Origin of the sequence: Chryseobacterium sp. NRRL B-14798, from assembly GCF_050470705.1 — a bacterium.
Taxonomy (GTDB): domain Bacteria; phylum Bacteroidota; class Bacteroidia; order Flavobacteriales; family Weeksellaceae; genus Chryseobacterium; species Chryseobacterium cupriresistens.
Genome location: NZ_JBFLUL010000005.1, coordinates 1,586,388 through 1,612,274, shown reverse-complemented (window position 1 = coordinate 1,612,274; position 25,887 = coordinate 1,586,388). Strand labels below are relative to the sequence as shown.

General features: G+C 38.3%; 33 protein-coding genes. 20 read left to right on the top strand and 13 right to left on the bottom strand.

The features are described from left to right. Positions 1-4: 4 nt before the first annotated feature. Complete coding sequence (locus tag AB1278_RS07730) at positions 5-1,048, bottom strand: alpha/beta fold hydrolase (RefSeq protein ID WP_429813445.1); 1,044 nt, start codon at positions 1,046-1,048, stop codon at positions 5-7. A gap of 238 nt (positions 1,049-1,286) precedes the next feature. On the opposite strand from AB1278_RS07730, the gene AB1278_RS07725 reads away from it, so the two are divergent. Genes AB1278_RS07725 through AB1278_RS07715 form a run of 3 tightly spaced genes read left to right on the top strand, consistent with a single transcriptional unit; the run spans position 1,287 to position 3,428 of the window. Then, positions 1,287-1,832, top strand: coding sequence for a hypothetical protein (locus AB1278_RS07725; protein WP_343641937.1), 546 nt, complete (start codon positions 1,287-1,289; stop codon positions 1,830-1,832). A gap of 59 nt (positions 1,833-1,891) precedes the next feature. Beyond that, positions 1,892-2,500, top strand: a complete 609-nt coding sequence (locus AB1278_RS07720) for a Crp/Fnr family transcriptional regulator (protein WP_277695253.1) — start codon at positions 1,892-1,894, stop codon at positions 2,498-2,500. A 31-nt stretch (positions 2,501-2,531) separates the two neighbouring features. After that, entirely contained in the window at positions 2,532-3,428 is an 897-nt protein-coding gene (locus AB1278_RS07715) for a cyclase family protein (RefSeq protein WP_429813441.1), read from the top strand. A 41-nt stretch (positions 3,429-3,469) separates the two neighbouring features. Here the strand turns inward: AB1278_RS07715 and AB1278_RS07710 are convergent, their stop codons facing one another. The 3 genes from AB1278_RS07710 to AB1278_RS07700 form a co-directional block, all read right to left on the bottom strand. Then, positions 3,470-3,898 (bottom strand): DUF3592 domain-containing protein, encoded by a 429-nt coding sequence (locus tag AB1278_RS07710; RefSeq protein WP_429813438.1) that lies wholly within the window; start codon positions 3,896-3,898, stop codon positions 3,470-3,472. 111 nt (positions 3,899-4,009) lie between these two features. After that, positions 4,010-5,497 carry a serine hydrolase gene (locus AB1278_RS07705; protein WP_343641943.1) on the bottom strand — a complete coding sequence of 496 codons (1,488 nt, stop codon included), beginning with the start codon at positions 5,495-5,497 and terminating at the stop codon, positions 4,010-4,012. Between the two features lie 87 nt (positions 5,498-5,584). Beyond that, positions 5,585-6,157 (bottom strand): helix-turn-helix domain-containing protein, encoded by a 573-nt coding sequence (locus AB1278_RS07700; RefSeq protein WP_411413988.1) that lies wholly within the window; start codon positions 6,155-6,157, stop codon positions 5,585-5,587. A 171-nt stretch (positions 6,158-6,328) separates the two neighbouring features. Here AB1278_RS07700 and AB1278_RS07695 point away from each other — a divergent pair, with 171 nt between their 5' ends. After that, positions 6,329-7,213, top strand: a complete 885-nt coding sequence (locus tag AB1278_RS07695; protein ID WP_429813434.1) for a CPBP family intramembrane glutamic endopeptidase — start codon at positions 6,329-6,331, stop codon at positions 7,211-7,213. A 67-nt stretch (positions 7,214-7,280) separates the two neighbouring features. Here AB1278_RS07695 and AB1278_RS07690 read toward each other — a convergent pair whose 3' ends face one another. Continuing rightward, on the bottom strand, positions 7,281-8,720 hold the full coding sequence (locus AB1278_RS07690) for a hypothetical protein (protein WP_429813431.1): 1,440 nt from the start codon (positions 8,718-8,720) through the stop codon (positions 7,281-7,283). Positions 8,721-9,090: 370 nt separating this feature from the next. Here AB1278_RS07690 and AB1278_RS07685 point away from each other — a divergent pair, with 370 nt between their 5' ends. The 11 genes from AB1278_RS07685 to AB1278_RS07635 all read left to right on the top strand — a co-directional run bounded on the left by AB1278_RS07685 (position 9,091) and on the right by AB1278_RS07635 (position 13,639). Continuing rightward, positions 9,091-9,306 (top strand): RebB family R body protein, encoded by a 216-nt coding sequence (locus AB1278_RS07685; protein ID WP_034697211.1) that lies wholly within the window; start codon positions 9,091-9,093, stop codon positions 9,304-9,306. Positions 9,307-9,323: 17 nt separating this feature from the next. Continuing rightward, positions 9,324-9,839: a hypothetical protein gene (locus AB1278_RS07680; RefSeq protein ID WP_343641951.1), complete on the top strand. Its 516-nt coding sequence runs from the start codon at positions 9,324-9,326 to the stop codon at positions 9,837-9,839. 38 nt (positions 9,840-9,877) lie between these two features. After that, on the top strand, positions 9,878-10,066 hold the full coding sequence (locus AB1278_RS07675; protein WP_343641953.1) for a hypothetical protein: 189 nt from the start codon (positions 9,878-9,880) through the stop codon (positions 10,064-10,066). After that, the gene (locus AB1278_RS07670) at positions 10,063-10,890 is read left to right on the top strand and encodes a hypothetical protein (RefSeq protein ID WP_343641955.1); all 828 of its coding nucleotides are present in this window, start codon (positions 10,063-10,065) and stop codon (positions 10,888-10,890) included. Before AB1278_RS07675 ends, AB1278_RS07670 begins: the two co-directional genes overlap by 4 nt. A 40-nt stretch (positions 10,891-10,930) precedes the next feature. Beyond that, on the top strand, positions 10,931-11,311 hold the full coding sequence (locus AB1278_RS07665; protein WP_110011406.1) for a hypothetical protein: 381 nt from the start codon (positions 10,931-10,933) through the stop codon (positions 11,309-11,311). A gap of 20 nt (positions 11,312-11,331) precedes the next feature. Beyond that, complete coding sequence (locus tag AB1278_RS07660; RefSeq protein WP_202839064.1) at positions 11,332-11,559, top strand: RebB family R body protein; 228 nt, start codon at positions 11,332-11,334, stop codon at positions 11,557-11,559. 463 nt (positions 11,560-12,022) lie between these two features. Next, on the top strand, positions 12,023-12,280 hold the full coding sequence (locus AB1278_RS07655; protein WP_110011409.1) for a RebB family R body protein: 258 nt from the start codon (positions 12,023-12,025) through the stop codon (positions 12,278-12,280). Positions 12,281-12,357: 77 nt separating this feature from the next. Then, complete coding sequence (locus tag AB1278_RS07650; protein WP_034697223.1) at positions 12,358-12,615, top strand: RebB family R body protein; 258 nt, start codon at positions 12,358-12,360, stop codon at positions 12,613-12,615. A 77-nt stretch (positions 12,616-12,692) separates the two neighbouring features. Next, positions 12,693-12,950, top strand: a complete 258-nt coding sequence (locus tag AB1278_RS07645) for a RebB family R body protein (protein ID WP_034697225.1) — start codon at positions 12,693-12,695, stop codon at positions 12,948-12,950. 83 nt (positions 12,951-13,033) lie between these two features. Next, positions 13,034-13,291: a RebB family R body protein gene (locus AB1278_RS07640; protein WP_034697227.1), complete on the top strand. Its 258-nt coding sequence runs from the start codon at positions 13,034-13,036 to the stop codon at positions 13,289-13,291. A gap of 84 nt (positions 13,292-13,375) precedes the next feature. Continuing rightward, the gene (locus AB1278_RS07635; RefSeq protein ID WP_034697228.1) at positions 13,376-13,639 is read left to right on the top strand and encodes a RebB family R body protein; all 264 of its coding nucleotides are present in this window, start codon (positions 13,376-13,378) and stop codon (positions 13,637-13,639) included. A gap of 66 nt (positions 13,640-13,705) precedes the next feature. Here the strand turns inward: AB1278_RS07635 and AB1278_RS07630 are convergent, their stop codons facing one another. The 4 genes from AB1278_RS07630 to AB1278_RS07615 all read right to left on the bottom strand — a co-directional run bounded on the left by AB1278_RS07630 (position 13,706) and on the right by AB1278_RS07615 (position 16,459). After that, the gene (locus AB1278_RS07630; RefSeq protein ID WP_429813422.1) at positions 13,706-14,386 is read right to left on the bottom strand and encodes a response regulator; all 681 of its coding nucleotides are present in this window, start codon (positions 14,384-14,386) and stop codon (positions 13,706-13,708) included. Positions 14,387-14,395: 9 nt separating this feature from the next. Then, the gene (locus AB1278_RS07625) at positions 14,396-14,965 is read right to left on the bottom strand and encodes a sensor histidine kinase (RefSeq protein ID WP_429813419.1); all 570 of its coding nucleotides are present in this window, start codon (positions 14,963-14,965) and stop codon (positions 14,396-14,398) included. Positions 14,966-15,114: 149 nt separating this feature from the next. After that, positions 15,115-15,591, bottom strand: a complete 477-nt coding sequence (locus AB1278_RS07620; RefSeq protein ID WP_429813416.1) for a hypothetical protein — start codon at positions 15,589-15,591, stop codon at positions 15,115-15,117. A gap of 154 nt (positions 15,592-15,745) precedes the next feature. After that, positions 15,746-16,459, bottom strand: coding sequence for a hypothetical protein (locus AB1278_RS07615; RefSeq protein WP_343641969.1), 714 nt, complete (start codon positions 16,457-16,459; stop codon positions 15,746-15,748). 205 nt (positions 16,460-16,664) lie between these two features. Between AB1278_RS07615 and AB1278_RS07610 the strand changes: the two genes are divergently transcribed. From AB1278_RS07610 to AB1278_RS07600, 3 genes are all read left to right on the top strand, one after another. Beyond that, positions 16,665-17,300: a LysE family translocator gene (locus AB1278_RS07610; RefSeq protein WP_343641971.1), complete on the top strand. Its 636-nt coding sequence runs from the start codon at positions 16,665-16,667 to the stop codon at positions 17,298-17,300. Positions 17,301-17,475: 175 nt separating this feature from the next. Further along, entirely contained in the window at positions 17,476-18,339 is an 864-nt protein-coding gene (locus AB1278_RS07605) for a helix-turn-helix domain-containing protein (protein WP_429813412.1), read from the top strand. A 90-nt stretch (positions 18,340-18,429) separates the two neighbouring features. Next, positions 18,430-19,152 (top strand): siderophore-interacting protein, encoded by a 723-nt coding sequence (locus AB1278_RS07600; protein WP_343641975.1) that lies wholly within the window; start codon positions 18,430-18,432, stop codon positions 19,150-19,152. 114 nt (positions 19,153-19,266) lie between these two features. Here the strand turns inward: AB1278_RS07600 and AB1278_RS07595 are convergent, their stop codons facing one another. The 4 genes from AB1278_RS07595 to AB1278_RS07580 all read right to left on the bottom strand — a co-directional run bounded on the left by AB1278_RS07595 (position 19,267) and on the right by AB1278_RS07580 (position 23,821). Continuing rightward, complete coding sequence (locus AB1278_RS07595; protein WP_343641977.1) at positions 19,267-19,845, bottom strand: NAD(P)H-dependent oxidoreductase; 579 nt, start codon at positions 19,843-19,845, stop codon at positions 19,267-19,269. Then, the gene (locus tag AB1278_RS07590) at positions 19,842-20,864 is read right to left on the bottom strand and encodes a saccharopine dehydrogenase (RefSeq protein WP_202839046.1); all 1,023 of its coding nucleotides are present in this window, start codon (positions 20,862-20,864) and stop codon (positions 19,842-19,844) included. Before AB1278_RS07590 ends, AB1278_RS07595 begins: the two co-directional genes overlap by 4 nt. Positions 20,865-20,917: 53 nt before the next feature. Further along, a complete protein-coding gene (locus AB1278_RS07585; RefSeq protein ID WP_137905255.1) occupies positions 20,918-21,484 on the bottom strand; it encodes a Crp/Fnr family transcriptional regulator in 567 nt (188 codons plus the stop codon). Between the two features lie 567 nt (positions 21,485-22,051). Further along, the gene (locus AB1278_RS07580; RefSeq protein WP_343641983.1) at positions 22,052-23,821 is read right to left on the bottom strand and encodes an aminopeptidase P family protein; all 1,770 of its coding nucleotides are present in this window, start codon (positions 23,819-23,821) and stop codon (positions 22,052-22,054) included. 215 nt (positions 23,822-24,036) lie between these two features. On the opposite strand from AB1278_RS07580, the gene AB1278_RS07575 reads away from it, so the two are divergent. Continuing rightward, positions 24,037-24,474: a DUF6526 family protein gene (locus AB1278_RS07575; protein WP_110011422.1), complete on the top strand. Its 438-nt coding sequence runs from the start codon at positions 24,037-24,039 to the stop codon at positions 24,472-24,474. Between the two features lie 199 nt (positions 24,475-24,673). Beyond that, entirely contained in the window at positions 24,674-25,780 is a 1,107-nt protein-coding gene (locus AB1278_RS07570) for a DNA topoisomerase IB (protein WP_411413975.1), read from the top strand. Positions 25,781-25,887: the final 107 nt, after the last annotated feature.

Sequence of the window (25,887 nt, the reverse complement as noted above, 5' to 3'; positions counted from 1 at the left end):
ATTTTTATTTGGATTTCGACATGTAATCTACTTCTATGATCGCATCTGCAAATGCTTTTGGAGCTTCCTGTGGCAAATTGTGACCAATTCCGCCCGTTAAAGTATGATGTGCATATTGACCTGTAAATCTGGAAGCATAACTTTCCGGTGCGGGAAATGCTGCTCCGTTGGCATCACCTTCCATAGTAACCGTTGGAACCGAAATGGACGGAGATTTTGCCAGACTGGCTTCAAGTGCATCATATTGTTTTTCTCCTTTTGCTAATCCCAGACGCCAGCGGTAATTGTGGATCACAATATCCACATGATCAGGATTATCGAATGCTTTGGCAGAACGCTCGTAGATCTGGTCATCAAAAACCCATTTTGGTGAAGCCGTTTTCCAGATCAGTTTATTAAAGGCTAAAGTATTGGCTTTATACCCCATATATCCTCTTTCCGTTGAAAAATAATACTGATACCACCATAACAGCTCGGCATTCGGAGGCAAAGGTTTTTCATTGGCCTTTGGACTTCCAATCAAATAGCCGCTTACCGCTACCAGTCCGGTGCATCGTTCAGGCCAAAGGGCTGCCATAATATCTGCAGTTCTGGCTCCCCAGTCGAAACCGCCAACGATAGCCTTATCGATTTTCAGAGCATCCATAAAAGCAATGATATCCAATGCAACAGCACTCTGCTGACCGTTGCGTTTTGTATTGGGAGAAACAAAGGTCGTTGTACCGTAACCTCTTAAATAAGGGACCAGAACACGGTAGCCTTTTTCAGCAAGGATCGCGGAAGATTGTTCAAAACTATGGATATCATAAGGCCATCCATGAAGAAGGATAACCGGTTTTCCATTGGCCGGGCCCATTTCTGCATACCCAACGTTCAAAAGCCCGGCTCTTATTTGCTTTGTATTCTGAAAAGCGGATCTGATGCTTTCCGCATCCTTTTCACCCGTGGTATAAGTCTGTGCTTTCAGAGGCAATAATCCTATTCCCATAAAAATAATCAGGGACAAAACGGATTGTATTTTTTTACTGAAGTTCAATGTAGTATTCATAATAGTGATGTTTTGTGATGGTAAAATTATGGCAAAGCAGAGATCGGAATAAGAACAAATACTTTGAACAGGTCATATTAAACGTTGAATACTGATTTTCGGGCGGTAAACCGGACAGGAGAAAAAACAACAGCGCTATATATTATGATGTTGATAGACAAAAACATTATCCATCACCATAATTTTTTTCTAAAAGCACTATCTTCGTATCTGAAAAAAAATTACAAAATTTTACAAAATGAAGAAATTCCTATTGCTGGCTTCGTCTGTATTCGTTCTCCATTCATGTGTGGTAAGAACAGCTACTAAAGTGGTTTCCGGAGCAGTAAATTTAAGTTACAAAGCGGTAAAGGGAACCGTTAACGGAATCAGCTGGGCAGTGAGCAAAGCAAAGGGGAAAATTGATGAAGACCGTCTGGATGGTACCTGGAAAGTAGTGGGCGTTTACCGTGGTTCTTTTGAAGATTTTTCAAAAGATCAGAATCCTGACGGATCATTTACTTCAGAATGTACGGAAGGTTTTGATCAGATTGTTTTCAAGGCTAAGAAATCTAAATTCAAGCCCGTACATTGCAGCACACAGGATGAAGATTGGGTAAAATATTCAATGGAATTCGGAAAAAATCCTTCAACGAAGGAAAAGGAGAATTATATCGAATACAATTCCAATAGCTATATTTCCGTTATCGATGTAACCAATAAAACAATGGTTCTGGAAGGCAATCTTATGCCTAAACAGGGATTTTCCGGTGGTAAGTTATATCTTCTTGAAAAAGTAAAATAGAACTAAGGGCTGCATTTTTGCAGCTGCAGTTTCTGTTCACTGTTTAAACCTTCAAAACGATGCATAATCTTACTCCTTTCTTCGAAACAGCACTATATCCTTTGTTTGATCTTACCGATGAGGAGAAAGAAATGATCCTTGCCGAAGCAAAAGTATGGCATCTGGAAAGCAACAGTTATGTCATACGGGAAAACTCAACGGCAGACAGCCTTTTTTTTCTTCAAAAAGGAGTTATCAGAAGTTTTTATATAAAAGACCATAGAGAGATCAACACTGAATTTTTCTTTGAACACGATTTTTTTACAGCACTGACAAGCTATCTGACCGGCGAAAAAACATCTCTTAATTTTCAATGTCTGGAAGCTTCAGAAATTATTATTCTTCCCAAAAAACTGACAGACAAGCTTTTAAAAGATCCGAAATGGCATCAGTTCATGAATCAAATCCTTACGAAAGAGTTTATTAAAAAATGCCGCCGTGAAAGCTCTTTCCTGCTTCAGGATTCTTATGAACGGTATCTTTATTTTCTTGAACAGTTTCCGCATTCTGAAACCAGAATTCCTCTTTTCCATATTGCTTCTTATCTGGGGATGAGTCCTGAAACCTTAAGCAGGATCCGAAGTAAAAAAATAAAGCAAATTGATTTAAGTCAAGTAAACAGAATCTGATTTTCTTCACTTTTGTCTAAATATTTTAATAATGGACAAAAGGGTACAATTTGATTTTGAAGTGTATTTTACCAATGGGGGAAGCCTTAAAGGGGAAGAATTCAGACTTGACATTGCAGGAGATCATATTACAGACCAGGAACTGATTGATTATATTATTGATGATCTCCGGCTTCTTATGGCTGGTGAAGTCAATATCCTGAATAAGCAGGTCATTAACGAACCCCATAAAAGAAAGACTGTACAACAAAAACCTCCTGTGGAACGGCTGATCGATCTGAGCCACACGATTGAAGAAGGACTTATTACTTATAAAGGGCTTCCCGCTCCTCACATCTGTGATTATCTCAGCAGAACGGAATCTCAGAAATTGTATGAGGAAGGAACTTCGTTTCAAATTGGTAAGATTGAAATGGTTACGAATACAGGAACTTATATCGACTGTCCTTTCCACAGGTTTGAAAACGGAAAAGACACCGCTGAAATGGAACTGGAAAAACTGGCTGAATTAGAGGCGGTAGTAATCCGGATTCCTTATACGGAAACATTGGAGATTACAGATCAATATCTCAGAAACCGGGAAATCAGAAATAAAGCGGTACTTATCCATACGGGATGGGATAGCCACTGGAATACGGAGACGTATTATGAAAATCATCCTTACCTTACGCAAAGCGCGGCAGAATATCTTAAAGACTGCCAGGTAAAACTTGTAGGGATTGACTCTCATAATATTGATAACACAAAAGGCAAAAACCGTCCCGTACACACCATTCTTCTGGGCGATGAAATAGTAATTGCGGAGCATCTTTGTCGTTTGGAACAGCTTCCTGATGAAGGTTTTACCTTTACGGCTGCCCCTCCAAAATTCAAAGGAGCCGGAACTTTTCCGGTAAGGGCCTTTGCTTCAGTACAACAAAACTTATAAAGAGTTTCCTTGAAAACAGCTCAAGAAATTGATAATGAAGATTATTTTAAAAACCGTTCTGCAATAAAATACCCGCTTCCCACCACCAGTAGTGGCAGTGCCATTGAAATCAGGATTAAAGGCCAGGCAAAAATTCTGAAATAGGTATATAAACTTACTGAGGAAGGATCCTCAGGATCATAGATCACAGTCTCAGTTTCCCCAATGGCCCATGCTGAGGGATTGGTTCCTTCCGCCAGTTCAAAAGTATGCTCCATATTATTTTGCGACCGGAAGGTAAAGACAGGGCTGAATACGGTTCCCTCTGATTCATATTCTCTTAATGAGGTAACGGTTGCCGTTGCCTTTTCTGCTTTTTTTAAGAATGAAAGAGTATTTTTAAAGCTCATTAATGCTGCTGCAAACAGAATGATTCCTGCTGCAAGGATGATATAATATTGCCACATAGCTTTCGTTTTTTTTCTGTCCATACTATTTCATCCTGAAAACATATATTTTGATTATCTTTCTTGTTTTCAGATTGATACCCCGAAGATACAAAGATTTATCACATCATTATTTAACCCTTAAAAAACAATCTGTTATCTGGTTTCTATATCTACAATTTGCTTTCCTTCATTACCCAGATAATGAAGAACCAACTTCTCATATACTTTATAACCGTCATCAATATTGGTAAAAATTATAATTCCCTTCCCTGAGCCGGGTATGATGATGGCAATACATTGTGTTCCCTGATCAGCTCCGCCGTGGGATAAGGCATAATCACCGTTTCCAAGGTCGTATATCTCAAACCCCAGTCCAAAATATTTTTGATCTTTTACTTTGACCTGTTTTTTGATCATTTCCTGAAAAACATCCGGTTTCAGATTTTTCTTATTCATGACACTGACCATAAAGTTGCCGTAATCTTCAACCGTAGTATAAAGATCATCAGCCGCATTGGCCGTTTTGTTTTTTTCGGTTGGATAAGGTTTACCATCTTTATCATATCCTATAGCCAATCTTGATTCGTCGGTATTCTGATCCCAGATATAATGGGTATCATTCATCCCGAATGGCTGAAAAACAAGTTCTTTTGCCAGCTGATCCAGTGATTTTCCAAGCTTTTTTTCCAGTGCTTTCCGAAGGTATTCAAAACCTTCTCCTGAGTATTGGTATCTGGTGCCGGGATCAAACTGAAAATTCAGCTTTTTATCTGCATTCATCCATCTCCAGTTCGGGAAACCTGTCTGGTGGCTCAGGATCATTCTGGTGGTTAATTTTTGATGCCTTGAATCGTTGCCAATATCTGGATCTGTCCAATAGGCATCAAGAGGTTCATCAAGCTTCCATTTCCCAAGACTTACCAATCGTAATGCAACCATTGCCGTAACAGGTTTTGTAAGTGATGCGACATTAAACAAGGCATTATCAGGTGCTGCAATCCCTTTCCTGATCTCACCGAAAACTTTCACCTGCTGCAACTTTCCTCCTTCTATAATTCCTAATCCCAGGGCAGGAATATTATTTTCTTTCAGCCAGCTTTGCATGGAATGATCGTTATCAAACATCGTTTCACTATCGGTAGTCTGCTTCGGATGATGATTAAAACTCAATGAATTTTTAAGCTTCCACTCACCATTTTCCAGTATCCATAAATGGGTAAATTTTGCTTCCCCAACCAGTTTTTCAGCATGATTTACTATCTTCTCATAAAAAAGGTGGTCTCCATTCTGAATGGCAGCGTAGATCTTTCCGTCTTTATACATGGGATAAATTTCTGTGCTTTTATTAATAAGCACTCTTCTTATCTGGTAGGTCTCCGGGGATTTACATAATCCGTTTTTAAAATCAATGATAAATTTTTCCCTGTCCTCAAAACCTCCTTTGTCATGATAAAATTCAAACTTTTCGCTCAACAGATTTTCCATCTGCTTGATGTTGCAGGTATTGTAGCCTACAGAAAAAAACAGGCTGTCTTTCGACATAATGGTTTTATACAGAGAATCTGTTTTCTCTGTTTGTGCCTGCGTGACACTCATGAACAGCATAAAAAAAGGAAGGGTGAACCTTGAAGACTTTGTCATTGTTATTTTTTTGACAAAGATTCGATTTCCTTTTGTTTTTCTGCTAAAAATGAACCCGACAAAAACCCGACAAAGTCCTGACAGGTTTTATATCATACTGAATTTCAGTCTGAAATAGAGTTTTTTATTCTTATCTATCTCAGCTGCATTCCGAAGGATAATAAATACATTGGAGAGAACAATGAGGATCATCAGGATCAGGGTAAACTGCTTTCCGAACTTTAAAAAGATGCCGAGCATAAAGGTAATAGGTGCCATCACTGTCCAGATCATCTGAACGGAAATAATCTGTCTGGCCAGACTGTTTCTCTGCTTCATACTATGCATGAGAATAAGCGGTACAAAAATATTGAGTGGCGGTAAAAGAGTAAATATTAACGAGGAAAGATTAATGATTTTAATGTATGAATAATTGATTGGAGCTTCCCCTTCTTTTACTTCTATTTCAACCTTATCTGTTTCTGAAATTATTTGTGGTTGATCCTGTTGCAATTCAACCTCTTCTATTCCTAAAGCCTGAGCCAGTGATTTTAACGTATGTCCTTTAGGTTCTGTTCCCGATTCTATACGTTGAATGGTTCTTACAGAAATTTTTGATTGTTCTGACAGCTCTTCCTGGGTCAGGTTCTTTTGTTCTCTTATGGCTTTTAGCTTGGACATCGTTTAGGTATTCGGAAAATATTTTAGCTAATTTACTGTTTTCATTATTAAAATCTTTTCTTACATCCGCTGATGTTTAAATTATTATTAATATAAAAAATAAGTGTATTTTTATTTAAAAATAACTTTCTATTTTTCAGTCATTTATAAACTTTAGCACCAGATCAGTTTATGGAAAATACAATATCCAAATCCGAAGTCAGGAAGAATATTGCCACTTATCTCATTCTTACCCTGCTTTTCTGTCTTCCTGTTTATTATATGTGTATCAGCACCGGAAAACTTGGCGGCGGAATAATCTCTTATGCAACCATTGTCATGTGGTGTCCCGCTATTGCTGCATTTCTTACCTGCCGTATCCGAAATATCCCCATTTCTTCCCTGGGATGGAAGTGGGAACCAACAAAATACCAGATAATGGCCTATTGTATTCCCGTTCTTTATAGTTTGGTACCTTACCTCATCATCTGGATCAGTGGTGCCGGCGGCTTTTATAATCATGAATTTGTAGCGGAAATTGGCAAAGGAATGGGCTGGAACCTTCCAGATGGTCTCACGATCATTCTGTATGTTATTCTGATGAGCAGTTTTGGCATGGTACGTTCAGTAGGCTCTGCACTGGGAGAAGAGATAGGCTGGCGTGGTCTTCTGACGCCTCAATTGGCCAAGATCAATTCCTATACCGCTACTTCTCTTTGGATGGGTGTAATCTGGTCGATCTACCATTATCCTCTTCTGCTTTTCTCCAATTATAATACAGGCGGCCCCAAATGGCTGGCTCTTACGTGTTTTACGGTGATGATATTTGCCGCTTGTTTCATCTTTACATGGTTAAGATTGAAATCCGGAAGTTTATGGACAGGTGTTATTTTACATGCCAGTCATAATCTTTTTATCCAGTCTATTTTTACACCTCTTACTGTAGATACAGGAAACACCAACTATTATATTGATGAGTTTGGTATTGCCCTGCCTATTGCTACAGCTGTTGTGGCTTATTTCTTCTGGAGGAAGAGAAAAGAATTGCCGGTAGATGAAAACAGAATTTTAAATTGATCATGTGCAATTTTTATATTTAATGTAAACAAAAACAGCATCCTGAATAGTTTCAGGATGCTGTCTCTTAACCTTCAAGCAGTTTTTCGTAGCTTTTACTTCGCTGAGGGACATACCTTTCATATGCTGTTTCTCTTTCTATCCAGTCTGCAGGTTGCAGATAACTCAGAATAATCTTCATATCGTTTTCGCTGAAACCTTCTGAAAAGCTTTCCTTACCTTTTTTAGGTATAGCACTCGGAAGAATGTTATCTTTACGGGAAGGAGCCATTTCGGGACCCGCATATATTTTCTTTCTGGCCTCTCCTTCATCGTTTATTTCTTTTATCTTTTTTTCAAGGTTTTTAATAGTTTGACTTTGCGGACTTTCCCCACTTTCTTTTAACCTTGTAATGTGATCTTCAAATGGTTGCTTCCTTTCCCGGATTTCTTTGTTTATTTCCTGAATCTGATATTGAATAAATTTACCGGATCTTGTAGGAGGTTCTGTCAATACAAGTCTCTCATATCCTGTTGCTTTACCAGTTCCCTTTGTAAAACCATCCCCTTTATCAAACCAGCTGGTCATTCTGTCTCCGCTTTCACTGCCTTTTTCTTCCATATACCGAACCTTATATCCCAGCATAGCCATTACTTCCAGATTACCACTTCTGAAGCCAAGATGTTTTACATTCTTAAAGTGTGTATCAAAATACTCATACAGCTTAAACTGTCCCATACGGGTGTTTCCTCCCCATGCCTTCAGTTCCGGAGAGTTTCCTTTCCAGAATTCCGTAATATTGAAAACTTTTCTGGATGGAGACTTGCTGTTAATCTCCTCAGCTGTTTCATCATATTTCTTTGCTCTTTCTTTCAGATATCCTTTATCCCCGGTAATGATAACGGCATCATACATATCCGCCACCCTGTGCACAATCTGCTTGATTCCCCAATAGCTGGTATCATGTTCTATATGGATATCACCTCCCTTTCCGCTGAAACGGGACCATAAAATCAATAGATTATTACCGCTTGTCGGAATTCCCTGGGTTTCCAGCCATATTCTTATGGCATCATCCTGGCTTCCGTTGATGTCCCATGCGTTTCTTAATGCAGTTCTCATGTTATCAGAAAAGTTGTCGGCGATATACCGTGTGCCTTCTCCTACAGGTTTGTAGTAGTTTCTGATTATTTCTCCTCTTGAGATATTATTATCATAAATTTTCACAAGGGTTACTACCTTTTTTTTAAGTTCACTTGCCAGCCCCGGACTCCGCACTTCTGCAACATTATGAGTATGTATCCTGCTTTCATCTATTCCGGAACTTTTGTAGAATTCTATAATAGATTTGCTGTTATCATAAGGATCTGTCATATTTCTGTCTTTATCCATTGTTGTAGAAATCAACACATGGTATCTTTCATTGTTTATTAATGTGGCGGCAATGGCAAACATGTCTCCTGTTGCGTATCCCGGCTGCACTATGATAAAGGGAATTACTGTTTCTTCGCTGTTCTGATTATTCATAATATAATTTTAATGTTAGAATAGGTTATCAGACAAATTTCAAGGTAAAGCAAGGACTGGTGTAGAGGGGAAGCTCCCATTTTCAGAAACTAGGGGTTTTCCCTTATTTGCGGATGATGTATTCGGGATTCGAGTGTTCGAGTGTTTATCAAATTAAACTTATAGAATTGTTTTTTGGGTTTATCATTTTTAAAATACATTCATTCTATCAAAAATTCACTCATAAGAGAATTCCCTTATTTTTTAAAATTCCGTTTTTTCCCTTAATGAAGATTTATTCTGATTGCTGAAATTTGTATCAGACAAAAGAGATCAACAATCTCATAGTCAAAATTTAGTTAAAAAAATAGTAACCCATTAAACCCAGAATATGGCAGAAACAGTAAACACCCAGACTACAGATGCAGTAACGCAGACTAACGTTACGGTACTTGGTGAGTCTCCCGCACAGGCTATGAGTATGCTTTACCAGATGGCCACGCATGCCAGTGGAATTTCCATTCAGAATTCTGTGACAAACCAGCAGAACTTGAACCAGCTCAACCCTGCGATTGTTGCAGATGCCATTAAAATTTTAAAAGGATAATTTAAAACCTTACCATCATGAGTGAAAACAACAGTGAAACCCAACAATCCCAGGCGGCCAATGCTACCACTCCGGCGGAGAAAGCTGTAGTATTTGTGAACAGTGAGGTATTGGCTCCGCCTAAAGCTTCTCCAATGACCGGAGTAACCAAAGTAATGATAGAACAGTCTACAGGGATGATGGTTCAGGATTTACAGTCATTCTTAAAAGGATTTGAGCAGGTAGGTTTAATTGCATTGAGCAGATTGGCTAATAATTTATTGACCTACGGAACGACTTTCGGGCCGGCTCCGGGCAATAAGGAGACCTCTGTTCAGATGGCTGAAAATATTCAAGGCCAGGATGCAGGAAAAGGAAATGAAATGATGAAAGACTTATTCAAAATGGTAAGTGATTATGCTGAGGTAAAGGCAAAAATTTCCAATACGATCTATAATGTCAACGCGCTTCCTGTCTCAGAAGCACTTCCTTCTCCCCCATCCTATACGGAAGTTTCTGCAGAGACAGAAGATCCTGAAAAAAAAAACGGGTAGATCCGGTTCCGGAAGAGATCTCCTCAGAAAAAGAAAGTATGAGAAGAAGCTTTATAACGGCTGATCATGGGGGAAAATTAGTATTAAAGTCGGTTAAACTGACCCAGCCACTTGAAAAACCGGAGATCAAAGAAGCGGTAATTCCTTCGGTCGAAACTGAAGGTGATCCCAGGAAAAAAACAATAATAACCCAGCTCATTGAAAAAATTAAAATAAATAAAAGATGAATTATTCCTCAGTAACCAAACCCGCCAAAATTTTAAATCTGGAAAGCTTAGATGATTTAAATGAAAGACTTTATCTGCTCAAAAGCAATGAAATCAGTTATCTGGACACCAAAAGTTCAGAACCTAAAAAGACGGAGAACAATTCGGAACGATTTGTATTTAATCTTCAGACATCAGACATTAATATTCAGCCGTCTTTACGACTGGTTAACTGCATCGGCAGAGGAGGCAAAAGATACAATCATTTTCAGTCTTTTGTAGTGGAACCTAAAGATAAATCGACAGGAATTGCCGTAATCATGGTCAAGCTGGATGATCCAAAGGTATTTTACTGCAATGTAAGAATCCTGCCTCTTACGACCCTGAACGAAATTGCAGTTCCTGATTATGATTCGAAACTTCTCACGATCAATCTGGAAAGATCAAAATGTGTACTGAAAGCAGATATTACGATCACACCTTCCAATACGGGTGAAGCTCAGTACTCCGTGCATGATGTGGATGTAAGTGCCATTTCCGATCTGGTTACCCAGGATGAAATGGTGGCATTAAAAAGAGAACTGGAATTTCAGGCCTCCAAGCTCATCGCCCATTATTTTCAGGAAATCCTGAGTATCATAGTAAACGAAGTCCCATCCGGTAGTAAATCTCTGATTATTCCGGATGATTATATCCTGACCCTTCCTCCGCATCAGTTAAAAGAAATGCTGACTGCCAGCGCTATCTCTGCATGTATTGCTTTAGAAATTACAGGTTATAACGTTGTAAAAGACCTCAACCGGGATTGGAAATCTGCGTCTGCATTTATTAACTATCTGCTGTAACAAGACATTTTCATTTTTACAATAGTATAAAACAATAAGTATGCGTAAAAGAATCCGCAAGAAAGCTCCTGCTCCCCAACCTCCGGTACCTGTAACGGAACCTGAAATGGTAGAAAAAGAAATCATGCCTTTTGTTTTAAGACATGAAGATGAAATTATCAGCTATATCAGGGACAAAGCTGTCAAAGAGACCATGAAGTCTCTTGCTCCTCTCCTGGAAAAACTGGAAGAAGCTGTAAAACAGCATGAAGCAGCTCCTGCTCCTGTTGCTGCTCCACCACCTGAAACCCCTGTCATGAATTATGAAGAACAGCTGAAAAAGCTGCAGGAAGCCTCTACAGCAAAGGTAAAAGAGAAAGAACTTAAAATAATGGAGCGGATGAATAAGCTGAATACAAGATTGGGTAATATCAAACCTTAGAACCACCAAAACGAATTAATATGAACGAAATTGATACAATCATTACCGGAATGTCTACCGCAGTACCTCAGGCTATTTCCGCACAGGTAAGCGCACATTCCACCGGACAGATGCAAATCAATTCTGCATTGAATCAGCAACGGAATGCTATGACCGGGATCAGCCATTATGTGATGGGATTAAAAAAAATGAGTTCCAAAAATATAAAAATAAAGGAATTGGAGTCATTTAGAAAACAGCGTTTCTAATTCCTGTTCCACACAACTACGGATGCGGTTTATTTCTCTGCAAAGATGAAATCCGGTGCCCTCAGCATATATACAATCAGGTCAACATTTATTTTTGCACCGCCTTTCAGATGCTGTCAATGTACAAAAACAATCATTCAGAATCCATCGTTAGCCCAAAGGAATCCGACATTGACGGTATACCTGCAGCAGGAATTTATTTTTAAGACAGATATTAAAAATAAGACCGCATCCTTTTTAGAAAAAATATGCTTTAAACTCGCGCAGATTTTACAGACAGGGGTTTCAGCCATTGTATTCAGAGCCACCCTTCAGAGCCAATTTATTCATAACCTGTCTATACCAATGTTTTTGAAACGCATTGATCTGCAGGATCTGTGGTGAGTTTAAAACCCAGATATAAACTAGTTTACTTCAATAATTTATTAACCGAGATCCGATCTCAAAAAAAACAATTACAATTATGCCAGTTAATGAACAAATCACAGACGCAGTAACACAATCGAACGTAAAAGTAGTAGGAGAATCTCCTGCAATGGCGCTAGCCAACGTGTATCAATCTGCAGCCCATTCTACAGGAATCATGTTTGAAAATGCGGTAAACACGCAAAATCAGCAGAATATTTTAGGCCAGGCGGCAACCACTCAGGGAATCCTGCAGATCTATAGCCTGGACACTGTAGCAGACGCAGTTTCTATGGCTAAGATTCTTAAGCCTTAATTTTTAAACTTTTTGATAAAAGTAATCACCTCAGCCGGAAAGCCCGGTTGTTTTTAACTCAATAAATCATCATCATTATGCCAGTTAATGAACAAATCACAGACGCGGTAACGCAATCCAACGTAAAAGTAGTGGCAGAGTCTCCTGCCATGGCGTTAAGTAATGTGTATCAATCTGCTGCACATTCTACAGGAATTATGTTTGAAAACGCAACGAACGCTCAAAATCAGCATAATATTGTTACCCAGGCAGCCACTACACAGGGTGTAACTCAAATCTACAGTAAAGATACCATCGCTGATGCTCTTTCTATTGCTAAAATTCTTAAACCTTAATCAGATTTTGCCTACCGCAAAATAAATTAACCCGCCGGAAAACCCGGTAATTTTAACCCAAATAAACAATAATCATTATGCCAGTAAACGAAAAAATCACAGACGCAGTAACGCAATCCAACGTAAAAGTAGTAGCAGAATCTCCTGCAATGGCTCTAAGCAACGTGTATCAGTCAGCTGCACATTCTACAGGAATCATGTTTGAAAATGCAATCAACACGCAAAACCAGCAGAATATTGTTACCCAGGCAGCCACTACACAGGGAGTAACTCAAATTTACAGTCTGGATACGATAGCCGATGCGGTTTCTATTGCTAAAATCCTTACTCCGTAATCACTTTTTACGAAACTATTATAATCAATTATCCGAACAGCCGGAAAACCCGGTAATTTTAACCCAAATAAACAATAATCATTATGCCAGTAAACGAACAAATCACAGACGCGGTAACGCAATCCAACGTAAAAGTAGTAGCAGAATCTCCTGCAATGGCGATGGCCAACGTATATCAATCAGCGGCCCATTCTACAGGAATCCTGTTTGAAAATGCAGTGAATACCCAGAACCAGCAAAACATTGTTACTCAGGCGGCGACTACACAGGGTATTGCTCAGATTTACAGCCTGGATACTGTGGCTGATGCAGTTTCAATCGCTAAAATCCTTAATCCTTAATTCGTTTTTGCGAATAGCTTAAATACCATTATCCGAACAACCGGGAATTCCGGTTGTTTTTAACCCAAATAAACAATAATCATTATGCCAGTAAACGAACAAATCACAGACGCGGTAACGCAATCCAACGTAAAAGTAGTAGGAGAATCTCCTGCAATGGCACTAGCCAACGTGTATCAATCTGCAGCACATTCTACAGGAATTATGTTTGAAAATGCAGTGAATGCACAAAACCAGCAGAACATCTTAGGTCAGGCAGCCACTACACAGGGCGTTATCCAGATCTACAGCCTGGACACTGTGGCAGATGCCGTTTCTATTGCTAAAATATTACATCCTAAATTATAGTGTTTTTTTAGATTTCTTGTGATCAGGGAGTACTTTGAAGTGCTCCCTGATTCTTTTTGGATCAGACTATTTATCGAACAATATAATTTCATCCGGATCTATTACCTTATTCTGTACGGCATAAATAACAAGTCCGGCCATATTTTTCACGCCGGTTTTAATCATGAGATTAGTCTTGTGGGTTTCTACTGTTTTGGGTGAAATAAACAGAGAATCTGCAATTTCTTTGGTACTCAGCTGCTGGCAGACTAGTCTTAAAACATCAATTTCCCTGTCTGTCAGTTCATTTTTGGAGAACGCGTGAAACTCCGGAAGCTTATTGGAAAGCTGGGTTCTCATGACATTAATCTGGTCATTGGAAAAATAATGTCCGGTATGATGAACTGTCTTGATTACGGATAATAATTCTTCGAGTTCAATTTCTTTGGGTAAAAAAGCATGAGCACCCATTTTCAGCATCTGCCCCATGAATGAGCGGCGGTAGAAGCTGGTAAGAACAATGATTTTTGTTTCACTTTCTTTTTGAGCCAGTTCGGCCATTACTTCAAGACCGTCACCATTGCTCATTCTCAGATCCAGAATCAGGATATCTAAAGAAACAGAATCCTTTTCTTTAAGAAACTGATATCCTCCCGTTGAGGTAAGTACAACCTGATAATCTCCATTGTTTTCAATATAATTTTTCAAAAGCTGTACAAACAGCAGATCATCATCTACAATTCCGATTTTAATTTTTGAGTGTTCCATGTTTATTTTTTATTGTATTGCCATACAGGCAATGAATTTTGTGCCTTTTTCAGGCTGGGTTTTAAGTTTATAGATGGCTTTAATTTTTTGAGCTCTGGACTGAATATTCTTCAGCCCGATCCCTCCTGACTGGTTTTCAATAGCGAACCCACGGCCGTTATCCTCTATGGTTAATATTAAATAGTTCAGAGAGATTCTCAGTGAGACATCTACTCTGGTAGCTTCGGCATGTTTTAAAATATTGGTGATCAGTTCCTGAACAATTCTGAAAAGATTTAGTTTTACAGGATTGCTGATCGGGGTTCTGATCGTCATATGACTGAAAACGACCTCTATATTTTTATTGATCTGATCAAGATAATCTGCAATTAAATCTTCCAGTTCTATCTCATCGAGATCAGGCGGAGTAAGATTATGAGATAACTCCCGGATCAGCTGCATCGATTTCTTTAAATCACGATTCAATTCTTCCGGTTTTTTATCATTGATATTCAAACGGATAAGATTCAATTGTGAGATAATATTATCATGAAGTTCTTCTGCCAGCCTTTCTCTGTCCTGTTCCTGTACCAGCAGCATATTTTCCCGATATTCTTTTTGGGTGTTCCGGACCAGCTTTGAGACTTTCTGTTTATTTTTCTTTATACTTTTCAAGTAATTAATTACCAATAACGTAATGAATAATGTTGTTAAAAAAAACAGCCCAATACCAATCCAAATCCATAGAACTATCTGATCCTGATTTTCCCAACGCCCCATCCCAGATTAATAAAAGCAAGATAAAAAGACAATAGCAGAATGCCTCTAAAAAGCCAGACAGGAGCTACCCAGTTCAGATGATTGCTGATTAAGAAATTAAAGGTAGTGGAGATGATACATTCTATAGAGAAAAACAGAAAAACGATGATGTTCACAATAAACAGATCTCTGTTTACCCTACCTTCCCTGATAATTTTCATAAAATAAGAGGCCGCATAACTACAAATAATAATACTGGTGATAATGTTGAAATAAAAAGTAACCTTTGTATCATTCTGAACATACAGCACATTGGTAATCAGCACCAGTACAGCATAACAGTAAATCATCCACCTTAATTGACGGGAAAGCCGGATATAATAATTGCTGTAAATCACAGTAAGGATCATCAAACCAAAAAACTGGCTCAATATATAATTATAAGTATTGAGTGTATTTAATTTCATCAGCCGGCCTGTTAAATCCGACAACTCCAGCATCAGTTCCCCCGAGAGAAGTATAATCACAGGAAGTTTTGTTTTGATCTCTTCCTTTATCAATACAACCAATCCGGTACATAGGACGAGATTAATTATAATTTGCAGATACAGGGATAAGCTGTTATACGACAACACTGGTACTTTGCTTCAGAAGTTGATAATCATTAAGAGTATCAATAATCGTAAAGGGAGGTCTTGGGGTGGAATAATTTTCAGCAGTCTCGCTCATATGATTGATGGCAAGACTTTTCACGGTAATGATTTCAATATGATAAGGGAAGTCGGGATCTTTCTTCTCCAGATCATCAGTAAGTCCGAAGAAGCTGGTACAGGTCTGTCCTGTGGTAATTCCAATATTCTCATAATCTGAAAACGGAATGGAAATCAACTGGAAGATATCCGCCGTTTTCTGAGCTTCTATCCACGATGTTCCGAACATATTCCATCTGAAATTCCGGTTAATGGCTGATTCAGAAGTAATCGGGGGAACGTCTGCCACTATATCATTACTGCTTTCTATTTTTGATTCACTGAACTCGCGTAAGAAGTCTTTCGTCAGGATGGTATTGAAATCAGCATCTTTATCACTTTTGGAATCGATCAGGAAAAATTTCAGCTGCCCTTCATGAATGCCTACATAGGCGTGAATCATTTTGGGCTCGGTGGTTCCTAAATTTCTTTTCCATTGTTCAATGTCTTCACCTGAAACGCTGAAGTGAGTTCCCTGATTCAAATAATTCAAAATTTCTGCTCCATTGGTATCAATTCCATTTTTGTAAGAATCAATAAGATTTTTCCATTTTCTGATAGCTTCAAAGATGTTTTCAGTAGTCATGATAATATTTATTTGTGAATGATAATTATTTTATGCGTTGAAATTTACAAAAAAAAGAGACTGGTATTTCTTTTTAAATCACATTCAGGTGGAAAATAAAATTTAATTGAATAAAAATGAATTTTTCTTCTGTCCCTGATAAAATTAAACAGGAAACACCTCTTATCTTTGCACCGGAAACCTTCTCATTTAAATAAGAACTGTCATGATTCCATTCCACGAGCTACTATTTTTCATACTGGCTGCACTCATTTTAGTCATCAGCCCCGGTCCTAATATGATTTATCTGATATCAAAGTCGATAACACAAGGGAAAAAGTCCGGATTTATCTCATTAGCCGGAGTCGTATGTGGATTTTTATTCCATATCATCATGGTTTCATTTGGTCTTACCGCTGTTTTACTGGCTGTTCCACTCGCTTATACCGTTCTTAAAACCCTGGGAACAGTCTATCTTTTATATCTTGCTTATCAGGCTATCAAGCCCAAAAGCAGAAATATTTTTGATGTTGATAAAAATGGTGCTCATGATAGTCCCAAAAAGCTTTTCACCATTGGTTTTTTAACGAATGTACTGAATCCGAAAGTGGCTGTGTTTTACCTGTCTTTCTTTCCTCAGTTCATCAAACCCGAGTATGGTTCGATATTTACCCAAAGTCTGGAACTAGGGATCATTCAGGTTCTGATCAGCTTCAGCATCAACTTTATCATTGTATTAACAGCTGCAAAAGTTGCTGTATTCTTTTCCAATAATCCGGTGTGGATAAAGGTCCAGAAATGGTTTATGGCCAGCGTATTAACTTATTTAGCCATAAAAATGGCATTTTCAAAAGCAAAATAAAATCCGGAACAGGTTTCCTTCTGTTCCGAATTCCGGTGTATATTCATATAAAATCTGACTTAAAGAAAGCATCATGATTATGCACCGCGAATTTGAGATTAAAATCCGGGATGTAAAACCGTGAAAATACGTAATTTTGCTGTTCCGTATTATCCTCATCACAACAGGTTTAAAGATGAAACAGACCATTCCCACCTATGATTTAAATGGTATCACCCACCATCAGTTCCATATCAAAAGGATGGATAAACAGCCTTATGATTCTGGGGATATTCTTCTGGGCAAAGGTATACACCGGGACAGTCATTATATTTTCACCTGTATGGAGAGCGGTCATGTGAGAATGATGGTTGACTTTAAAACTATTGAAGCCAAAGAATCCACTATTTTCTGTGTATTGCCGGGACAGGTACATCAGGGACTTCTTATGAAAGAGGTCTGCGGATGGTTTGTAGCAGTAAAAGCAGAACTTGTTCCGGATACAGTTCGTTCTTTTTTTGATGAATCTTTGGGTGAAATACAGCCGCTGTCTGTGGATAAGAACCTTGTCAAAAACCTCAATACGACAGCCGGCCTACTTCATTTCTCATATACAAACGAAATGCTTTCCACTAAAGAAGGATTTCTCATTGTTCAATCACTGCTTAATGCCTTTCTCGGAATGTTTGCCCAGTTGTATTCTCAGAAAAATACTTCTCCGGCTTCAGAGGAAAACCGTGCTTTACAATTAACCCGTGCATTCAGGGCTCTTGTCCGGAAAAATTTCAAAACCATGAAAAGTCCATCAGAATATGCAGAAATTTTGAACATTACAAGAGGATATTTAACGGAAACGGTTCGTGAGGTCACAGGAAAGCCTGCACAACACTGGATTCATCAGGAAATTTTAATCGAAGCCAAAAGATTGCTGGTCTTTACCAATCTGAGTGTAAAAGAAGTAGCTTATGAACTGGGATACAGTGATCATACCTATTTCAGCCGTTTATTTTCCAAACTTGAAGATCAATCTCCATCAGAATTCAGAGGACGGCATCAATAAGATCATCAACCACGAATAATCCAATTAATTCCCCGAAACCGCTATCGGTATTTTCTGATTTTGCAACGTCCTTTGCAATAAAAATGATTTATGCCGAGCCTACCAAAATGGATCAATGACACCGTAGAAAATGTCTGGTCCTCAAAATTCAAAGAATGCACCGTTAACCATATAGAACAGATCACCAATGATCTTCGACTGATACGCTTTGAAACAGAATTAGAGAATGTTCCTTATGAACCTGCCTATGCCATTGGAATAAGAATCAACGACAGGGATTTCAGGAATTATTCTCCTTTTAATTTTAACAAAGAAGCAGGAACTTTCGATATTTTGTTTCATTTGCATGACATGTCTGCTGCAGGAAGTCATTTTGTAACCCAACTGAGAGAAGGAGATTCCATAAAACTTTTAATGCCCAGAGGAAAACAATTCTTTACTCCCGGTGCCCGGATTCATTTTTCTCTGGGAGATGAAACATCATTGGGAAGTTCTCTTTCGATCAAGGAAGCGGTGGAGGAATCGGGTTCTTTGTTCATTTGTCTTCATGAGCTTGATGATTGTTCTGCTCTTGAAAAGCTTAATTTATATGGCTATCACTGTCCTAAAAACAATACCATGAGAATGATTGAAGCTTTGAATGATTTTCTGCAAGAAGAAAAAGAATCCATCTCTGATGATGAGGTTATTTTTTATATCACAGGAAACGGAGGACGAATGTCTCTGATCAGGAAATTCCTTAAAGCCAGAGGTGTTTCCCCGAAGTGCATCAAATCACAAGCCTACTGGATTGAAGGGAAAAAAGGACTGTAAAAATGGATCAACAAAAGTGTTTCTACTTTAATAATGAAACTTTATCTGCTAATAAAACACCATTATTACCAGATAAAGTTATCATTTTCCGTTACCAAAAAAATAAGGTGCAAATTATTTATACTTCTTTCCTAATTCCCTCACCTTACTAAGCCATTGAGACAGCTGCTCCTCTTTAGAATTCCTGATAATACCTACATAAGTCACTTTCACCGGTTTTACCCCACAGTATTCAAGTATGGATTTTTTAAGCTGATTGACACTGGGTCTGCCAAAAAACAGACGGTAATACCATCCAGGTTGGTCTAATGTGGTAATAATGTGGGCTGTTTTACCTTTTAAAAGCTTGTCCCACCACACAGAATTTTCACGATATTTATAGGCCATTCCCGGTAAAAAAAGACGGTCTATAAATCCTTTCATCAAGGCAGGAAATCCTCCCCACCAAACCGGATGTACCCAAACGAGATGATCTGCCCACTGAATAATTTCCCAGGCTTTGATCAGATCCGGCTCAAGCTCCATTCTTTTCTGATATCCAAACTGTAAATTGGGATTAAAGTTGAGATCCCGTATTACGATTTCCCGCACTTCTGCTCCTGTTTCTGAGGCTCCCAACCTGTAAGCTTCTGTTACCCCAAAATTGAAGGAATCTTTATTGGGATGCCCATTGATAATGGCTATTTTTTTCATGATTTCACATTAATATTGATAGAATCGTAGGCATTAAGCTGTTCCATTAATGATAAAGGCTCATGCAGCTGATGGCTGAAATACACCTTGTTTTCATGAGGATTTCTCAACAGTTCTTCGGTGTGCAGAACAGCAGATAAAGCGGTTAATTCTGCCTGTCCTTTTTCACTCTGCAAACTCAGTCTCTTTTGTCCTGACGGATCATCGACTACAATTTCAAAGACCGCCTGATCTCCGTTACCGCTGGATCCAAAAATCATTTTTCTTTCTTTTAAAGACAGAATATTGTAGATTCTTAAATATTGAAATGCTCCCAGCAGCCAGGTTATGAATTTTGAGTTGTAGGTCATTTTCACACTCACATCGGAAATTCTTTCCACTTTGTTGAGAATATACAAGTCGGGCACATCAAAATTATAGGCGCTTCTCTTCCCGATTCCAAAGGAAAAATTAAAAACTTCTGTATCTAAAAAATGTCTGATAGAAACCGGTTTGTCATTCTTATAATGCACAAAAGGAACGGCTACATTTTCTGCCATAAAGTGAGCAGAACTCTCTCCTGCCAGATCTTTTACAGAATAGTAGACAAACAGTTTCACCTCATTAATATCACCGGAATCTGACAAGGTATTGACTAATCCAGGGACAATACCACCCATCCAGCCTGAACTGAAAACAATTCTGCTGTTAACATCTGATTTACCGGCAATTTCATAAGCCTTCACCAAAGCCGGAGTAGGTTTTGTAATATCCAGATAGTCTATGTGGTGATCAATCGCAAAACGAAGTACATGATCTTCTTTATCATTCACGGAAAGGATAATGAGATGTATTTTTTTCTCTGAGATCACTTTAAACGAGGAAGGATCTGTAACGTCGATCTTCAGGTCTTTATCTGTTTTTCCACCTTTTCTCCCTCCGATAAAAACAGTAAGATGAGGATTTCTTGATATCAGGATCCGGGAAATTGTTTTTCCAACCAATCCATTTCCACCAATTATCAGAATATTTTGCTCCATAACTTTTTTTGACAAAAGTAGAGCGCTGCTGTTTCAATAAACAGGACAAATGTCTAAAAAGAAATTTCCTTTCTGATGCGGCTCAGGTGACGTTGGGTAATGCCAAGGTAGGAAGCCAGATACTGCAATGGAATGTTTTGAATATAATCAGGATGATTCTTTAACAGTGTTTGATAACGCTGGGCTGCGCTGTCTCTTTGCAGCTGAAAAAAACGTGATTCCAGTTCAAGATATTCCTGTTCTGCAATGATTTTTAAAAACTTTGTCCAGTTAAGACTGTTCTGAACCAGTTCATCTACCGCATCTTTTTTAAGAATAATCAACTCAGCATCAGTAATAGCCTGCATACTTTCTTTGCTTGGGCATCCGGAAACAAATGACGAATAGGCGGCGATCATATGATTGGGAAACCGGAAACAATACGTCATATCTTTTCCTTCATCAGAGGTGTAAAAGGAACGGAAGATACCGGACTTCACCAATCCTACTTCCTTGCAAAGCTCTCCTTCCTGTATGAAATAATCATTTTTGCTGATATGCCTGAATTCGGAATGCTTCAGAAATTCTTCAATTTCATTTTCTGAAAACAGATTAAAGCTTCGGAAATAGTCACGTTCCATGATATCAAATAAGTTTCAGCGAAAATAAATAAAAAGATGGAGGCAATGTTGTTTATCAACGCAAAGTTTTAATTTTTGCAGAGTTTTAATGTAAAGAGGGCAAAGACGGGATCAATTTCATTGATTCATTCTAAGCTCATACATAGCCATATAGCTTCATCAGCGACTTTGTTGAAGCCTTAGCCCTCTTAAGAATAAGATGTTCTAATAGTTTCTTTGCGTTTTTATATCAATCAGTTTGAATATTTTAAATCAAATAGATCCGGCTGATTCCCATTGAAAACAAAAAAAATCATCTCAGGACGAGATGATCTACCGTTTTGAATTTACTTGAGTTATTTATGAAGATATGAATGATGTTTTGTTGTAACAAAGATAGGTGAACCTTATTTTTTATGCATCAGTGGAATCCCTGTAATTATATCCGTAAAAATACGGTTGTATAAAACGAAAAGCCCTGCAGGAAATACCTTACAGGACTTTTGGATTATCTAACAATATTCAGTTTAAAGTTCAAGGTTTAAGGTAAAGTAATGATTGTCATCTGCTTTCACCTTTGAATCTTAATTAAAGAGGGCTTACCAGTTGCAGGAACCATTCTTTAATTTCTCCTTCCAGATAAGGAGCCAGCTTTTCCTCACAAGTTTTGTGATAGCTGTTCAGCCATGCAATTTCGCTTTCTGAAAGGATTTCTTTTACCACTGTATCTTTGAAGAACGGGCAGAATGTTAATGTTTCAAATTCATAGAATGTTCCATGAATTGTTTTTTCTGCTTCTTTTACTGCAATCAGGTTTTCATGACGAATTCCATAATGACCTTCCAGATAGTAACCCGGTTCATTTGAACAAACCATTCCCGGAAGAAGTTCCTGAGGGTTCAGATCTTTTCTGATGTTTTGCGGTCCTTCGTGAACGTTCATGAAGCTTCCTACCCCATGTCCTGTTCCGTGGTTGAAATCTTTCCCTTCCATCCATAGCGGAAGTCTTGCAATAGCATCCAGGTGTACTCCTTTTGTTCCTTTCGGGAATTTCACCATTGATAAACGGATCAGTCCCTGTAATACCAATGTTGAATTTCTTTTAAACTCTTCCGAAGGAGTTCCTAAAGCAAAAGTTCTTGTAATATCAGTAGTTCCTTCAAGGTACTGACCTCCTGAATCTACCAGGATCGTGTCCTCATTGGTAACTTCTTTACTACCTTCTTTTTTGGCAGAGTAGTGCATGATAGCACCGTTATCTTTATATCCAACGATAGACCCGAAGCTTTCTCCGACAAAGTTTTCACCTTCTGCACGGAATCCTCTCAGTTTTTGTCCGATAGAATACTCATTCATGGCTTCTTTTCCTGCATTGTGCGTTAGCCAATAAAGGAATTTCACCATGGCTACTCCGTCTCTTACCATTACTGTTCTGAAACCTTCCAGCTCAGCTTCATTTTTCTGGGCTTTCATAAGATTTCCCGGAACCGGAGCTTTAATAAACTGATTGTCTGATTTTAATGTTTCAAAAATCTGTTGGTTGCTGTTCGGAGAAACCAAAACTTTTTCGTTTTTGAAAGTTTTCAGATAATTGTAGAATTCTTCGTAAGGCATCATTTTTACAAAGGAATCATCCATTTGTTTTCTTGCAGCCACTTCCATTTTCTCTAATCCTGTGAACAGAACAGCATCATTTTTAGTAATCACAATGTATCCTAAGAATACAGGATTGCTTTCTACATCACTTCCTCTCAGGTTCAGTGTCCATGCCACATCATCAAGACTTGAGATAATGTGTACGGTAGCTTCCTGCTCTTCCATTTTCTGACGGATCGCAGCAATTTTATCGGATACTGATTTACCGGCTCTTTCAACCGGATGAACAAAGATAGGATTAGCAGATGGAGTTCCTCTGTCTTTCCATACTTCTTTTAAAAGCGGAATATCTGACAGCGTAATATTTTTGGAGTTGAGTTTTTGAGAAAGCAGTTCCCAGTTGGCATGAGAGGCTGCAACAGCATTTACCGCCACTTTACCGCCTGAAGGAATTTCTGAAATAATCCAGTCGATATAATTGGGAGTTCCTTCCATTCCATCTTTGAAGAGATCAATTCCGGAACCATCCAGCTCTATAGCAGCTTGTGTAAAGTATCTTCCGTCTGTCCAAAGTCCGCCTTTATCTTTGGTAATTACCACAAAACCGGCAGAACCTAAGAAGCCGGAAAGCCAGGCTCTCTCCTGCCATTCTTCGGGAAGGTATTCGCTCATATGCGGATCTGCAGAATATACTATAAATGCATCAACATTATTTTTCTGCATTTCTTCACGAAGCGCAGCAACTTTTTCCTTTGAAGTCATTCTTTTTATTTTTAACCACCGAAAGTTACAAAAAATTTGATGTCTGAAGGTAAATCTACCGGCTATTTTGCTTAATAATTCTTTATTCTTAAAGTGTTCTGAAAAAAACTAAACAACTAAATATATTTAACAAAACAAACCATTTTTAAGTAAAAAAAACTACCACATTATCAAAATAATAAATTTTTGGAAAGATTATTGCTACATTTTATTGCATGAAACAGCAAAACTACAATAACCACAGGAAATTTTATCCGCCACATCATTTTATTTATCTTCCATTGCTTATGATATTGGAGATTTTAGGAATTTACAAAATCTGGGATGACCCCGGAAATCAGCTGATCTGGATACTGTTTTCTGTCGTGATTTTTTTGCTTTTTTATCTGGCACTGATGACAAGGCAGCATTATGCGCTGGGACTTCAAAACCGGTTGGTTATACTGGAATTTAAACAGCGTTATTTCGAAATTTTCAATAAAAGGTCTGATGAAACTGCTGAAAAACTGAAATTCGATCAGATTGCTGCATTGAGATTTACGTATGATGATGAATTCAAAGAGCTTTTATACAGAGCACTTCATGAAAACATCTCAGGAGACGAAATTAAAAGGTCTATCAAAAAATGGAGAGCTGACCGACTCAGAATTTAACACACCTACAAAATATATACCTATGAAAAAATGGAGCTTTTACAGTATTATACTGTTAAGTATACTGACATTAACAAGTTGTGAAGCCGTAGAAACAATTTTTAAGGCAGGAATGTGGTGGGGAATAATCTTAGTCTGTGTGATAGTAGGGATTATTTTACTGATTTTTTCGAGGGGTAAAAACTCTTAACCATGTTTTATGGAGAAGAATACAGATTTGGAAATCATTTCTCACCTTAAGCCTTCAAAAATTGTTAAAATAATGAAGGATCCGGAAGCTTCTGCAAAGGCGGTACATCTCGTATATACCACCGATGCGGAAACCGCCGGAATTACCCGTAAGAAAACCGGGAAGAAATACTCCTATTATAAAGACGGAGAAAAAATAAAGGATAAAGACGAAATTACCCGGATCAATAAACTGGTGATTCCGCCTGCGTGGGAAAATGTATGGATCTGTGCTCTTGACAATGGCCATCTTCAGGCCACGGGTTTCGATGTAAAAAAAAGAAAACAGTACCGCTACCACCCTCTGTGGAGTGCTTTAAGAAATCATACAAAATTTTACAGAATGCTTCAGTTCGGATATGCATTACCGGACATCCGTCTGCATATAGAACAGGATCTTGCCCTGAGAAATTTTGAGAAACGAAAAATCCTTGCCTTAATTGTAAGCCTTATGCAAAGAACCAATATCCGTATCGGGAATAACGTATATGAAAAATTATACGGTTCTTTTGGTCTGACCACATTAAAGGATAAACATGTAAAGGTAAAAGGACAAAAAATTTCTTTTTCTTTTAAAGGGAAGAAAGGTGTCATGCATCAAATCGACCTCAGGAGTCCAAGGTTGGCAAGGCTTATTCAGAAATGCAAGGATATTCCCGGGAAAGAGCTTTTTCAGTATTTTGATGATGAAGGAAACCGCCATTCCGTCGATTCCGGGATGGTGAACGACTATATTAAAGAGATCAGTGGTGAAGATTTTACCGCTAAGGATTTCAGAACATGGTCCGGAACCGTAAGTGCTCTGATCGCTTTTAAAGAGATCGGATATGCGGAAAATGACACTGAATATAAAAAGAAGGTAAAAGAAGCCCTGGATATCGTGGCAGAAAACCTGGGAAATACATCGGCTGTCTGCAAAAAGTATTATGTTCATCCTTTAGTCATTAACCTTTATGAGAATAATAGTATCAAAAAATATCTTGATGAACTGGAAGTGATAGAAGAAAATGACGGAAAAGCCGATCTTACAAAAGAAGAAAGACTGGTGCTGAAGATTCTGGAAAATGAAAAGATGTAAGGGAGACCAATCAATAGTGAATGGTGAATTTGCTTCGCAGTGAATTTTTTATTCTGTACTTCAGCATCATTGACTATTCCCTTACGCAGCAAAAATTGACCATTGAC